General features: G+C 49.5%; 14 protein-coding genes. 8 read left to right on the forward strand and 6 right to left on the reverse strand.

Annotation, left to right across the window (positions count from 1 at the left end):
• The coding region (psbA, locus tag BRW63_RS13960; RefSeq protein ID WP_073072100.1) for a photosystem II q(b) protein at positions 1-965 on the forward strand (965 nt) is incomplete at its 5' end.
• A gap of 108 nt (positions 966-1,073) precedes the next feature.
• On the opposite strand, the gene miaB is transcribed toward psbA, so the two are convergent.
• Positions 1,074-2,426 carry a tRNA (N6-isopentenyl adenosine(37)-C2)-methylthiotransferase MiaB gene (gene miaB, locus BRW63_RS13965; protein WP_073072102.1) on the reverse strand — a complete coding sequence of 451 codons (1,353 nt, stop codon included), beginning with the start codon at positions 2,424-2,426 and terminating at the stop codon, positions 1,074-1,076.
• Positions 2,427-2,457: 31 nt separating this feature from the next.
• On the reverse strand, positions 2,458-3,750 hold the full coding sequence (locus BRW63_RS13970; RefSeq protein WP_073072104.1) for a serine/threonine protein kinase: 1,293 nt from the start codon (positions 3,748-3,750) through the stop codon (positions 2,458-2,460).
• A gap of 120 nt (positions 3,751-3,870) precedes the next feature.
• On the opposite strand from BRW63_RS13970, the gene BRW63_RS13975 reads away from it, so the two are divergent.
• From BRW63_RS13975 to BRW63_RS14000, 6 genes are all read left to right on the forward strand, one after another.
• On the forward strand, positions 3,871-5,076 hold the full coding sequence (locus BRW63_RS13975; protein ID WP_073072106.1) for an ABC transporter substrate-binding protein: 1,206 nt from the start codon (positions 3,871-3,873) through the stop codon (positions 5,074-5,076).
• Between the two features lie 9 nt (positions 5,077-5,085).
• Positions 5,086-6,156 (forward strand): hypothetical protein, encoded by a 1,071-nt coding sequence (locus tag BRW63_RS13980; RefSeq protein ID WP_073072108.1) that lies wholly within the window; start codon positions 5,086-5,088, stop codon positions 6,154-6,156.
• Between the two features lie 24 nt (positions 6,157-6,180).
• On the forward strand, positions 6,181-7,131 hold the full coding sequence (locus BRW63_RS13985) for a branched-chain amino acid ABC transporter permease (RefSeq protein WP_073072109.1): 951 nt from the start codon (positions 6,181-6,183) through the stop codon (positions 7,129-7,131).
• 242 nt (positions 7,132-7,373) lie between these two features.
• Positions 7,374-8,291: a branched-chain amino acid ABC transporter permease gene (locus BRW63_RS13990; protein WP_073072111.1), complete on the forward strand. Its 918-nt coding sequence runs from the start codon at positions 7,374-7,376 to the stop codon at positions 8,289-8,291.
• A 155-nt stretch (positions 8,292-8,446) separates the two neighbouring features.
• On the forward strand, positions 8,447-9,424 hold the full coding sequence (locus BRW63_RS13995; RefSeq protein WP_073072113.1) for a cysteine synthase A: 978 nt from the start codon (positions 8,447-8,449) through the stop codon (positions 9,422-9,424).
• 23 nt (positions 9,425-9,447) lie between these two features.
• A complete protein-coding gene (locus BRW63_RS14000) occupies positions 9,448-9,765 on the forward strand; it encodes a (2Fe-2S) ferredoxin domain-containing protein (protein ID WP_073072115.1) in 318 nt (105 codons plus the stop codon).
• Between the two features lie 2 nt (positions 9,766-9,767).
• Here the strand turns inward: BRW63_RS14000 and ygfZ are convergent, their stop codons facing one another.
• From ygfZ to BRW63_RS14015, 3 genes are read right to left on the reverse strand one after another with little or no spacing between them, the layout of a single operon-like run.
• Entirely contained in the window at positions 9,768-10,754 is a 987-nt protein-coding gene (ygfZ, locus tag BRW63_RS14005; protein WP_073072117.1) for a CAF17-like 4Fe-4S cluster assembly/insertion protein YgfZ, read from the reverse strand.
• Positions 10,751-11,242 (reverse strand): hypothetical protein, encoded by a 492-nt coding sequence (locus BRW63_RS14010; protein WP_073072119.1) that lies wholly within the window; start codon positions 11,240-11,242, stop codon positions 10,751-10,753. Before BRW63_RS14010 ends, ygfZ begins: the two co-directional genes overlap by 4 nt.
• 21 nt (positions 11,243-11,263) lie before the next feature.
• The gene (locus BRW63_RS14015; protein WP_073072121.1) at positions 11,264-11,938 is read right to left on the reverse strand and encodes a hypothetical protein; all 675 of its coding nucleotides are present in this window, start codon (positions 11,936-11,938) and stop codon (positions 11,264-11,266) included.
• 204 nt (positions 11,939-12,142) lie between these two features.
• On the opposite strand from BRW63_RS14015, the gene fmt reads away from it, so the two are divergent.
• A complete protein-coding gene (gene fmt / locus BRW63_RS14020) occupies positions 12,143-13,126 on the forward strand; it encodes a methionyl-tRNA formyltransferase (protein ID WP_073072123.1) in 984 nt (327 codons plus the stop codon).
• A gap of 52 nt (positions 13,127-13,178) precedes the next feature.
• Here the strand turns inward: fmt and BRW63_RS14025 are convergent, their stop codons facing one another.
• Entirely contained in the window at positions 13,179-13,922 is a 744-nt protein-coding gene (locus BRW63_RS14025; protein ID WP_073072124.1) for a DevA family ABC transporter ATP-binding protein, read from the reverse strand.
• Positions 13,923-13,924 lie beyond the last annotated feature (2 nt).

The following is a 13,924-nucleotide window of genomic DNA, read 5'->3' on the forward strand; positions in this document are numbered from 1 at the left end:
CCCTGCTCTCCGCGACCCTCTGCTTCATCATCGCCTTCATTGCTGCCCCTCCGGTAGACATTGATGGCATCCGCGAACCCGTGGCTGGTTCCTTGATGTACGGCAACAACATCATCTCCGGTGCGGTTGTCCCCTCCTCCAACGCCATCGGCTTACACTTCTACCCAATTTGGGAAGCCGCCTCATTAGACGAGTGGCTCTACAACGGCGGACCTTATCAACTCGTGGTCTTGCACTTCCTGCTCGGCATCTTCTGCTACATGGGACGGGAGTGGGAACTGTCCTACCGTCTCGGCATGCGTCCTTGGATCTGCGTTGCTTACTCCGCCCCCGTCGCCGCTGCGACTGCCGTGTTTTTGATCTACCCGATCGGACAAGGCTCGTTCTCGGACGGCATGCCCCTGGGCATTAGTGGCACCTTCAACTTCATGTTGGTGTTTCAAGCTGAGCACAACATCTTGATGCACCCGTTTCACATGCTGGGAGTCGCTGGAGTTTTCGGCGGTAGCTTGTTCAGTGCGATGCACGGTTCGTTGGTGACCTCCTCGTTAGTGAGAGAGACGACCGAGAACGAATCGCAGAACGCGGGGTACAAGTTTGGGCAAGAAGAAGAGACGTACAACATTGTGGCCGCGCACGGCTACTTTGGGCGGTTGATCTTCCAATATGCGTCGTTTAACAACAGTCGCTCCTTGCACTTCCTCCTCGGCGCTTGGCCCGTCGTCGGCATTTGGTTCACGGCGTTGGGCATCAGCACGATGGCGTTCAACCTGAACGGGTTCAACTTCAACCAGAGCATCATTGATTCGCAGGGACGAGTGATTAGCACTTGGGCGGATGTGATCAACCGAGCGAACTTGGGGATGGAAGTGATGCACGAGCGGAATGCCCACAACTTCCCGCTTGACCTGGCATCGGGCGATGTGGCACCTGTGGCTTTGTCTGCGCCTGCTATCCACGGTTAAGCTTTCCTGGGTAGAATCGGTCTGACATAGAAAAGCCCTCCACTTGCGTGGAGGGCTTTTTGAATTAGGTCGATAGTTCGGTTTTAGTCAGTTATGGTCGTCGGAGGATCACAGGCAAGCTGTAACTAAGGGTTCTCCAGTGAGGCTAAACGATCGCACCTCAGTGATTTTGACTTTAACTAACTTGCCTCTTAACTGGTTGATGTCTCCTGCAAAGAAGGTCAGGCGATTGCCACGAGTGCGTCCCATGACTTGAGTCGGATCTTTAAGATTTTGATCTTCGACTAGGATTTCTTCAACACGATCGCGATATCGCTGCGATCGCTCTGATGCTTGAGTGCTAACCAAATGATTGATTCGTTGAAGTCGATCTTTTTTCACGTCTTCAGTGAGTTGATTGTCCCAAAGTGCGGCTGGGGTTCCGGGACGAGGCGAGTAAGCGGCCGTGTTGATCAGATCGAAACCAATGTCTTCGATCAGTTTAATCGTGTTTTCAAATTGGGCTTCGGTTTCGCCAGGGAAGCCAACGATCGCGTCTGCACTAATCGAGGCATCGGGCATCAAGTCACGAATCGTGGCAATGATGCGACGATATTTTTCGTGAGTGTAGCCTCGTGCCATGGCTTTCAGGAGATCGTTGTCACCTGACTGGAAGGGAATGTGGAAGTGTTCACAGACTTTGGGAAGTTCAGCACAGGCGCGGATCAGTCGCTCAGTGAAGTAGCGGGGATGACTGGTGGCAAAACGGATACGATCGATGCCTGCTATGTCGTGGACGTGATAGAGCAAATCTGTCAGCGTGTGTTTGTGTCGTCCTTCGGGGGTAGCTCCGGGTAAGTCTCGACCATAAGCATCAATGTTTTGTCCCAGTAAGGTAATTTCTTTATAGCCTTGCCGTCCTAATTCTTCCATTTCGGCTCGAATCGCGTCGGGGGTGCGAGATTGCTCGACTCCGCGCACGTTGGGAACCACGCAATAAGTACACCGCTCATTGCAGCCGTAGATCACATTCACCCACGCACTGACGCGGCTATCTCGCCGGGGTTTCGTGATATCTTCCACGATGTGAATGGGTTCGGTGGCGACCACTTGATTGCCGCTAAACACTTGCTCTAGTAGATCTTCTAGGCGATTGGCATGTTGCGGCCCCATCACGAGGTCGAGTTCTGGGACGCGGCGCAAAAGGGTTTCGCCTTCTTGTTGAGCGACACACCCGGCAACAATCAGGGTTAGGTTAGGATTTTCGTGCTTGCGGGCGGCTTGTCTGCCCAGGTGAGAATAAACTTTTTGTTCGGCGCTGTCTCGAATCGAGCAAGTGTTGTAGAGAACCAAATCTGCGTCGAGAGCTTCTTCTGTCCACTCGTAGCCCATGACTTCTAGAATGCCAGCCATGCGCTCTGAGTCAGCTTTGTTCATCTGACAGCCAAAGGTGGTGATGTGGTAGCGGCGACGATCGAGCATGGGATTCAAAGATAACAGTCAGCGATCTATTCTAATCTTTTTCCCTCCGATTTTCTTTGACATACCATTGAGCAAAGAACTGACTCGCGCTCCCCATTGATAGAGCTAAAATAATCGGAATCAGATCCGCTTGCCAGTTGGGTGAGAGCATCATCAAGACAGGTGACATGATTGCCAGACTGAAACCGGTCGTGAAGATTCCGACACTCCATCGGTAAAGCCAAGCTTTTTTGAGAGGTAAGAAAAAGCGGTTGGTCAGAGCAGCCATTAACAGTCCATTCAAAAAGCCTAACCCTAAACCCATCGCTCCTCCAAAGATTGCTGTCAAAACGAGGCTCATCAGCATCGGAGAATAGCTTGTGTAATATTTTGCTGAAGCGATTAGAGCCGCAGCTGTGTATGAAGAGGCTCCGGCGATCGCCCCCACACTGCTAGTGCGCCAAACGGCATTCCAAAAGATCTGGTCTTTAGTAACTTGAGGGACGATTCTAGTTTTTTCTTCACTCGTTGAGAGCGATCGCGATCGTCCTGCTTGCAAAACTTGCAGTGCTTCTTGAGCGGATGTTAAGCGACGATCGAGGGCAGGTTCGGTCAGCCATTCAAGCCAGTCTGCAACCGACTCATTAAGCGCAGCGCTTGATTTGAATTGAATCTGCAAATTTGCCTGCGGCAAGTCGGCAGGATGTCTGCCCGTTGCTAGACAAATTAAAGTCGCGCCCAGACTGTAGAGATCAGAAGCGGGAGTTGCCCGTCCGCCATATTGTTCGGGGGGCATATAGCCATAGGTGCCGACTACTGTTATGGTGCTGCCTTCGTGAGCGACCAGCGTCTGCACTGAGCCAAAATCGACGAGGTAGACCTGTCCAACTGTGTTGCCAGAGCGATCGCCTAACAAAATGTTGCTGGGCTTAAGGTCGCGATGAACGACGGGCGGCTGCTGGCTGTGGAGATAAATCAGAATTTCTAGGAGCGATCGTCCTAATTGCTGCACGTCTGCCTCGCTAAACGATCGACCTGCTTTGAGGTGCTGTTCTAAAGATTTCGCATCAATGTAGCTTTGCACCAGAGCCACCCCTTTGTAGGTCGGAGACTCTAGCTCAAAGTAGTCGAGATAGCGCGGAATGGCGGGATGATTCAACGATTTTAAAGTTTCTGCTTCCCGCTCAAATAGTTTCAGGTCATCCCATTCAAACTCGTGATTAAATGTCAGCAGCTTGACGACGACGAGTTCTTGAGTTTGCAAGTCTCGTGCTAACAGGGTTTGTCGCCCGGCTTTCTTGCCGAGTGATTGCTCAACTTGATAGCGATCGTGCAGCAACTCCATAAAACAAACCTGGGGGTAGATGGGTCTAAATGTCTGGGGTTAGGAGTGACCACCACATAATGTGGTAAATCAACGGTATGGGTTTGGTGCCCACCTTCTTCAAACTACACGCCTAATTTTATGAAACCGACTTTTTTTTGGCGAATGCCTTTATTGATGCTGTTTATGCTGCCGTCTGCTTGTAACCAATCCAGCACAACCAGTCCGTCATCTTCAACCGGAGCGGCATCGGGTGCGATTCCGATCGGAATTGCCGTCGCTCAAACCAGTAATGTTGCTCTATTGGGACAAGAGCAAGTTGCTGGAGCAAAAATTGCTGAGAAATATTTCAACGATCAAGGTGGCGTGAATGGAACACCGATTCGTTTAGTGTTTCAAGACACGGCTGGAGACGAGGCGGGAGCGATTAATGCGTTTCAAACCCTGATCACTAGAGATAAAGTGGTTGGAATTGTGGGGCCGACACTTTCGCAGCAGGCATTTGGGGCAGACCCGATCGCCGATCGCTCCAAGGTTCCGGTGTTGGCTCCCTCGAATACGGCAAAGGGCATTCCGCAAATTGGTGATTTTATTGCGCGGGTGTCGGCTCCGGTGGCGGTGGTTGCGCCCAATTCAGTCAAGGCGGCTTTAAAGATTAATCCTCAAATCAAACGAGTGGCGGTGTTGTTTGCTCAGAATGATGCCTTTAGTAAGTCTGAGACAGAAACATTTCAGCAAACCGTGAAAGACCAAAAATTAGAGTTGGTGACGGTGCAAAAATTTCAAACCACCGATACTGATTTTCAAACGCAAGCCACCTCGACAATTAATCTTAAGCCCGATCTGGTGATCATTTCAGGGTTGGCGGCAGATGGCGGAAACTTGGTGCGACAGTTGCGAGAGTTGGGCTACAAAGGCTTAATCATTGGCGGCAATGGCTTAAATACGTCTAACGTCTTCTCAGTCTGCAAGGCGCTCTGTGACGGGGTTTTGATTGCTCAGGCATACAGTCCAGAACATCCGGGTGCCATGAACAAAGCGTTTCGAGATGCCTATCAAGCTCAGTTTCAGAAAGAGCCGCCGCAGTTTAGCGCTCAGGCATTTACCGCCGTGCAAGTCTATGTAGAAGCGTTGAAAGCGCTGGATAAGCAGACAAAAGTCGCTCAAAAAGCGCTACCAGAATTGCGAACTGCTTTGAATCAAACGCTGCTCAAGGGGCAGTATGAAGCTCCGATCGGGGCAATCTCTTTCACACCTGAAGGCGAAATTGTTCAAAAAGAGTTTTATGTGGCTCAAATCAAAATGGATGCGAGTGGTAATAATGGCAAGTTTACGTTCTTGAAATAGGGAAAACCGATGCGATCGCTCCGCTGGTTTCTAGTTGGAATGGGGGTATTTTTGACACTGCTGTGGGCGGCACCCGTTTATGCAAATGCACCCGCTCCTCCTGCTTATGCCTGGTTTAAGTTTGAGGGTGCTGAATCTGCATTTCAGGGTGCCCAGTTGGCCGAGTGTCGATCGCAGCAATGCACTCAACCGATTTTGCTGATGCAAAGTGGCACCTGCACCGAGGCGGGTTGTCTCAAGTCGTCTCCGATTCTCAGCGCGCCTCATCGGTTTGACTGTGCGGGCAATATTTGTTTGTTTGTAGAGCCGTCGTTTACTCAGCGATCAACCGGTCCTTATTACAAACTGCTGGCTCAGTTTAGCGATCGCGTTCGCATTAGCAAAGCCGTTGCTTTAAATATCAAAAGCGCTTTGGCAGGTTATTCTGCTCGATATCTACGGGTCAATGTTCGAGCGGTTGATCTGGCGATCGTGCCAGACACCACTCCGATGAAACCTAGCCGATGGGAGGTGTTTGGTAAGGCTTTGGCGCTGACGCAGATCTCAGAGTTGGTGGTTGCGGCACTGTGGCTGCGGTGGCTGAAATTTGAAAAGCAGCCATTGGGTCAGGCATTGGTTGCGATCGCGTTTGTCAACTTACTAACGTTTCCAGTGGTGTGGTTTTTCTTTCCGTCGTTGCAGCCGTTTCAGTACACAACATCGCGGGTGTTTGGCATGATTATTCTTGGAATCGCCAGTCTGTTTGGTGCGCTGTTGGCAACTCGCCCGATCGTCACGCTCAAAACACTGCGAAACGTTTTTATCGGTTGGCTAGTTTCATTGCCGATAGTGTTGGTAATTGGGTTCTTTTTAGCGATCGTTTTTGGTTATGGAGAGTCACTTCCACCTGTGAATGGAGTTTCATCTCTGATTACGCTTCCTGCTTCTGAAGTGTTTGCGGTTGTTTTCGAGGGCTGGCTGATTTACTGCTTAAATAAACCGTCAATATCTCTACAGCAAGCGGGTCTATTAAGCCTAACTATGAATGTTGTCAGTATGGCTTTAGGATTATGGTTACTTCCGGCAACTCAATTATTTTAATTATTTATCGAGCAGTCGCTTTTTATGAATCTCACTATATTTCTGCAAAGCTTTCTTAACGGTTTATCGATCGGCAGCATTTACGCAATTTTCGCATTAGGCTACACGTTAGTATTCTCAATTCTCGGAATCATTAACTTTGCTCACGGGGCAATTTTCACACTCGGCGCTTATTTCACGTATGTTTTAATGGGCAACGCATTTGGATTTAATGGATTACTGGCTAATTTAGCATTGCCGATTCGATTACCGTTTGCGTTTGCGTTGATTTTTGGCAGCGCGATCGCAGGTCTAGTTGGAGTTTTCATCGAACGAGTGGCGTTTCGTCCGCTACGTCGCAGAAAAGCCGATTCTCTGCTGACAGTGGTGTCTAGTCTGGGCGTTGCAGTTGTGATCGTGAATCTAATTCAATATTTAGTAGGTGCAGAAATTTATACCTTTCCTCCTGATACTTACGGCAATTTACCGCCTGCCATTAATTTTGGAAGTGAAGCCAATCCGATTCCGATTCGCAGTGTGCAGGTGGTGATTTTTGTCGTGTCAGGTGTGATTCTCAGCCTGCTGACTTATTTGATTAACGCCACAAAATACGGTAAGGCAATGCGAGCCGTGGCAGAAGATCCGACTACGGCGAGCTTATTGGGCATTGACCCCGATCGCTTCATCGTCCTCACGTTTTTTGTCAGTGGATTTTTAGGTGGATTAGCCGGAACGCTCGTTGGTTCTAGTGTCAGCATCGCCGGGCCCTATTTTGGCATCGGATTTGGACTCAAGGGATTAGCCGTGATCGTGTTGGGCGGATTGGGAAGCATTCCGGGTGCAGTGGTGGGAGGGTTGACGATCGGACTCGTCGAAGCCTTCGTTCCCGGTGACTATTCCGCTTATAAAGATGCCGTCGCATTCGGCATTCTGTTCATCATGCTGATGGTGCGACCGCAGGGATTATTAGGTCGATCGCTGGTTCAAAAGGTCTAAGGATCGTGGATTAAATAACCTGTAAAAGTCCTCTGATTTGTCATCGCCGAGACTTTTGCCCCCTAAATCCCCCACGAGTGAGGGACTTTGAAACCAGAGTCTTAGCTCAAAGTCCCCCAGAATGGGGGATTTAGGGGGCTGAAGCCGACCCAAACGCAGCGACAAAGATTGGTGTACACCGTAGCTCCTTAGGGAGATGGCGAGAAGTTACACCTTAATAAATCCACGTTCCTAAGGATTTTATGAGTGATTTTATTTCAACTTACGGCTTTCTATTCGTCTCAATGATCTTGGGCGCAATGTTGGGATTATCGCTCTATTTGCCCCTGATGGCAGGGCAGTTATCGCTAGCGAGTCCTGGGTTTTATGCGTTGGGTGGTTATATTGCCGCAATTCTATCGACAAAGGTGTTTCCAGTCACAGAGGCTTTTCCGATTTCTTTTCTGTTATTAGAGATGCTAATTGCGGGAATCGCCTGTGGTTTATTGGGCGTTGTGGTTGGCGTTCCTGCTTTGCGACTGCGAGGAATTTATTTAGCGATCGTCACGATCGCCTTTGTCGAAATTCTTCGTGTTCTCGCGCTCAATCTCGATATCACAGGCGGAGCGGTCGGCATTTTTGGGATTCCGCAGCCATTTCAGACTCCGATTGAATATCTGTGGGTGGTTTTGCCGCTGCTGCTGGTCAGCATGATATTTATCTACCGACTAGAAAAAATTCGCGTCGGACGCGCTTTGATTGCGATTCGAGAAGACGAACTCGCCGCCGATTCGATGGGCATTAACCCGACTTACTACAAAGTTCTTGCCTTCGCGATCGGCGCAATTTTGGCAGGCGTGGTGGGTGCCATCAGTGCCCACTTTCTCAACACCTGGAACGCTCGACAAGGCACCTTTGACACTAGCATTATTTATCTGACGTTTGTGCTAATTGGTGGCTCAAGAACGTTTTTAGGGCCTGTTCTAGGAGGCATGGTGTTTACGGCACTACCAGAGGTTTTGAGAGCCGTTGCCGATACGCCAGGCTTACCCGTTTGGTTGGCGCAATTTCTCCGCGATGGTCGCCTGATCATTTTTGGGCTGCTGATTGTTATTGGCACGATCTTTTTTCCCCAAGGGTTGGTAACTCCTCAGTTGTTGAAACGGCGTGCCCGATCGTAGACTAAATGACTCACTGAGCAAATCCCGCTAGCAATATTAGAGATCTGATCAGGCTTCGACAACAGCGGAAACTGCGGATATTTCTAAACTAAAAGGCAAGATTCTAGCCGCCGTAAGCCAAAATCGTTATAGGGAAACACGCAGGTAAATTAAGCATGGATATTAAAACTGGATTTGTGGGCAGCGTTGGCAACACACCCTTGATTCGGATCAATAGCTTTAGCGATGAAACGGGATGTGAGATTCTCGGCAAGGCAGAATTTCTCAATCCGGGTGGGTCGGTGAAAGATCGGGCCGCGCTCTACATTATTGAAGATGCCGAAAAGAAAGGCTTACTCAAACCGGGCGGCACGGTTGTAGAAGGCACCGCAGGCAACACTGGTATCGGACTTGCCCACATCTGCAACGCCAAAGGTTATAAATGCTTAATTATTATTCCTGAAACGCAATCCCAAGAAAAAATTGACCTACTGCGAACTTTAGGAGCCGAAGTTCGGACAGTTCCAGCAGTTCCCTACAAAGACCCCAATAACTACGTCAAACTGTCGGGCAGAATCGCCGCCGAAATGGAGAACGCAATCTGGGCAAACCAGTTTGAGAATTTGGCAAACCGCATCGCCCACTACGAAACCACGGGTCCCGAAATCTGGGCACAAACTGACGGCAAGGTGGATGTCTGGGTCACTTCAACCGGGACGGGTGGCACCTATGCCGGAGTCTCAATGTTTTTGAAAGAGAAGAACCCTGACATTAAGTGCATTCTCGCAGACCCCATGGGCAGCGGACTGTATAGCTATGTCAAAACGGGTGAGGTTCATTCAGAAGGCAGTTCAATCACGGAGGGCATTGGTAACAGCCGCGTTACCGCAAATATGGAAGGTGCCCCAGCAGATGATGCCATTCGGGTAGATGACAAAGAAGCGGTTCGGGTGGTCTATCAGCTATTGGAGAAAGACGGATTGTTTATGGGCGGCTCAGTTGGGATTAATATCGGAGCGGCGATCGCCCTTGCCAAACAAATGGGAGCCGGACAGACGATCGTCACCATTCTCTGCGATGGCGGCAGTCGCTATCAGTCCAAATTATTTAACCGCGAGTGGTTGGCTGCTAAAGGACTTTTACCCAATCCATAAAATCGATCTGCCAAGATAGAGAGATGGAACTGATTAACTTATCATCTGCTACCGAATCTGTGATCGCTTCTAAGTGTGTACGGGTTTGTCAAAGCAAGTCGTGCCGCAAATTAGGAGCCGCTACTGTCTTAGCCGCATTTCAATCTCATCCGATCGCAGATGTAGAAGTGGTGGAATGCGGTTGTCTTGGGCAGTGTGGCAATGGTCCAATGGTGGTGGTTTCGCCTGAGCAGGTTTGGTATTGCGGGGTGAGATCGGAGGAAGTGGCGGCGATCGTCACCCGTCATCTTCAAAATGGCAAACCGATCAAAGCCATGCTCTACCCAAAGTTTCACCCGTAGGATTAGGGCTGTTTTTCTCGTGTTAAGAAGGGCAGATCAATTAACTCAGTTTGAGTGTTGTTGATCGTCACTTGCATTCCTGCTTTAGCGTTTGCTTTTGTGCGGATATAGGCAAGCCCGATCGCGCCTTTCTCGGTTTCCAAAATGCTGGTCAGCTTACCAACCTTTTCTGCCCCAACCATGACCACAGTTCCCGGTTCTGCAAGCGCATTTAATTGCACGCCCCAAAGCTGCTGTTTGACCCCGTTGTAAGTATCTAGACGCGCGATCGTTTCTTGCCCGATATAGCAGCCTTTGTTAAACGAAATAGTGTTCCACAACCCTGCTTCTAATGGATTGTAATCATCAGTCAATTCATGACCCGGCATCGGACGACCTTGCTCAATGCGGAGTTGTTCCCAAGTGCGATCGCTGATCGCCACCGCTCCAGCCTCTATTAAAGATTGTTGGAGTGCGGCGGCTCGATCGACATCAGCAATCAGGGTGTAACCTGCTGTCGCTAACCCACTGCCGATCGCAACTCGCACGTCTTGTCCTGCTAAGTTGAGCAAGCGATGACTCGCATCAGGTTGACCGATCAGATCGGCTGCACCCAGCTTTTCTAACAGCGCGTGGCTCTCAGAACCGATTAAGCTGAAGGTCGCGGTTTGGGTGGTGACATCTGCTAACTTCACTTTGTCGGCGAAAAAGATGTAGCGATCGAGAAACGTGATTAATTTCTCGGTCAGATTAGGTGACACCAACAACAAAACCGAGTTTTCTAAAACGTAAGCCGTTGTCAGGTCGATCGTTCGTGCGGTCGAAGTGACAAACACCGTGTCGCACCCTTCACCCGGCTTGAGAATCTTAAAGTCATTAGTGCTTTGATTGTGCAGAAAGCGAATGCGATCGACATCAGAGACTTCAATGCGTCCCCACTGAGAGCGATCGTAAAGTGCCACGCCCGACCTTGCGGCTGCTAATGCTGCGGTGTCTTTCTCGAAGTTCATTCTATTCCACTGGGCAGGGTTGCAAATATCTGTTCGACTAGCTGTTTTGTTTTATCATCCAGCCGATTCCAGTCTACATCGCCTGTTTCATCAAACAGACTCAGATCGACTTCGACGGGTTGAGAATCGTCTTGCTGGTTAAAACAAACTTTGTAGCACAGTTCCCAGAGGTCGATCGTCACTTGGCGATCGTCTTGCTCTAAACACAGTTCATAGCCGGGGTGAGGAGATGGCAATTGAGATAACGTTTGCTGAATTTCGGCAGCTTGGTCGGGTGGGGCGGTTTGAAGCTGTTCTTGCAGTTGAGTCACCGTTGCTTTGACTGCTTCTGGCGTGTCGTCTTTCCAAACGGGCACATCTCGATAAGTGCCCTTCCACGAAGATTGGTCTAGCTGCTTACGCAGGTTGTCAATGACTCGAATAAAAGCGGGCTGCATCAAGATTTCTGCTCGTTGCCATGCTTCAAGGGTTGCAAACTTAGGTTTCATAACTCTACCCTGCACTCTTTCCTATCGTTGCATTTGAGGGCCTGCCCAAACGCTATTGGTCACCTGTCCGTAAGTTTGTGGTCGATCGCTCACAGCTTCTAGCGTCTCGCTCTCCAGATCCACTGTCCAAAGTTTCCAGGGAGTCTCACCTAAATTGCCTGCTCGAAAGAGAATACGATCGCCACACTTTGCACTCCAGCCCAACAAAATTGCGTTGGTATATTCGATTTTAGTGGGCGCAACGGTGCTGGAACGATTTAACGTGCGATCCCAAACTAGCGCATAGTCTGAGGCGATATCAGAACAGAAGATCGACTCAAATTCTCTTGCAAGCAGACGATCGCCTGTGGCCGACCATGAGATCGGAATGACGATCGAGATGGTTCCTGCCAAGTCAGCGCTGTTGCTAATAAACGGATTTTCTGCAAATGGCGAAGTCGCTGTAATAGCTTGCAAATCGCCTGTTTGCAAATTCTCTACAAACAAAACGCTGCTGACCCGGCTTTGATAAACCTCTAGCTCAGTCTGCATCTGAACCCGGCTATAAGCTTTGTAGTGACCATCGGGTGAAGTCAGTGCATGACTGCGGTAGGAATGCTTTTTGGGTGTGCCCTCTGCTAATGTCGCCATCACCCAGCCCCACGGAATCGGATGAGGACTGTTTAATGGATCGAGTTGAACCGATTGAGAAGTCATAGCCAGAACCCCACTTCTAGAAGTGCCTTGGGTGATGAATTGCCTCATATTATGAACGTAAACCCGATCGGGGTGAGGTCACTTTACAAGACTTCTTGAGTTAACAAGTTACTTTAGTCTCCCAAGACGCAAAACTGCCGCGAGACGGATTTTGGCTACAATACCTGTACTGAAAAATAGGGGCAGAGTTTAAGCTGCGATCGCATGAAAATCGTTTTTTTTGGAACACCTCAATTTGCCGTTCCGACTCTAGAAGCTCTGCTTGCAAACCCAGCATTTGAGGTGGTAGCAGTCGTCACCCAGCCCGACAAACGCCGAGGACGCGGAAATGAATTGTCTGCCTCGCCTGTGAAATCAGTCGCGTTGGCTCACCAGATTCCGGTTTGGCAGCCCAAAAGCGTCAAGAAAGATGCCGAGACGCTAGAAAAACTACAAACCTCTCAGGCAGACGGGTTTGTAGTCGTTGCCTATGGACAGATTCTCTCTCAGGCAATTCTAGATATGCCGAAGTTGGGCTGTGTCAACGTCCACGGCTCTCTCTTACCTCACTATCGAGGGGCAGCGCCGATTCAGTGGTGTCTTTATAACGGCGAGACTGAGACGGGCATCACGACTATGCTGATGGATGCAGGTATGGATACAGGCGCGATGTTGCTGAAGGTAAGGCTGCCGATCGCCCTCCTCGACAACGCCCACGATTTAGCAGAAAAGCTCTCACCTCTAGGCGCAAACTTGCTGATCGAGACGCTTCTCAAACTTGCCAATCAAGACATTCAGCCGATCGCGCAAGAAAATAGTCAAGCCACCTATGCGCCGTTGATTAAAAAAGAGAACTATGAGTTGGATTGGTCACGCGGCGCGATCGAGCTTCATAACCAAGTTAGAGGCTTTTATCCCAACTGCACCACTGCGTTTAGAGGCACTGCGCTTAAAATTATGGCAACTGTTCCGATCGCTCCATCAGTGGAACTGTCATCAGAATTCGCAATGCTGACTTCTTTAGCGGACGGATCTGATCAGGCTGCTGGGGAAATTGTGGTGATCGTCAAAAACCTCGGAGCCGTGATTCAAACAGGTGACGGGTTGCTGTTTTTGCGAGAAGCGCAACTAGCGGGTAAGCGCCCTCAATCTGGCTGGGATTTTGCCAACGGCAGTCGTTTAGCGATCGGAGAAAGGTTAGGCAATTAGGGATATTATAGCTACAGCCAGTCAACTTAGGACAAGGGGCTTAAGCCCCTTGTTACTTAGGGTGCTGAACGATCGCATCAACAGCAGAACGATTCACCAAATGTCCATCTTCCATACAAATAATTCGATCGGCAAGATCCAGAATGCGGTTGTCATGAGTGACTAGCAAGATGGTGCAACCCTGTTCTCTAGCAAGTTTCTCCATAATCTCCACCACATCTCGTCCCGATTTCTTGTCCAGTGCAGCCGTTGGCTCGTCTGCCAGAATGATTTTAGGCTGACTGACCAGGGCACGCGCGATCGCCGTCCGTTGTTTTTGTCCACCCGACAAATCGCTCGGATAGTAATTCATTCGGTCTTCTAAGCCCACTGCGGTCAAGACATTCCGAATGCGAGTATCTGCCTCTGCTGCGGTCACAGTCTGAATCTCCAACGCCATTTCAACATTCTGATAAACCGTCAGAAAGTTTAATAGATTGTGCGCTTGAAAAATATAGCCGATATCACGACGAGCCAGGGTCATCTGTTCCTTGCTGGCATTGAACAATTCATGTCCTAAGATGCTTAAGCTGCCATCTTGGATCGATCGCAAACTTCCCATAAGCGTCAACAATGTAGTCTTGCCAGAACCTGATGGCCCTGTCATGATCAGGATTTCGCCTCGATCGATTTGCAGATTAATGTCAAACAAAACCTGTTTTCGCAGTGAGCCTTGACCATAATGATGATTCAAGTGGGTCATTGAAATAGTGGGTTCAGAAGGCGCACTAATAGGAGTTTCTGGCAGATTAGACATCT

Origin of the sequence: Phormidesmis priestleyi ULC007, assembly GCF_001895925.1 — a bacterium.
Lineage (GTDB): Bacteria > Cyanobacteriota > Cyanobacteriia > Leptolyngbyales > Leptolyngbyaceae > Phormidesmis_A > Phormidesmis_A priestleyi_A.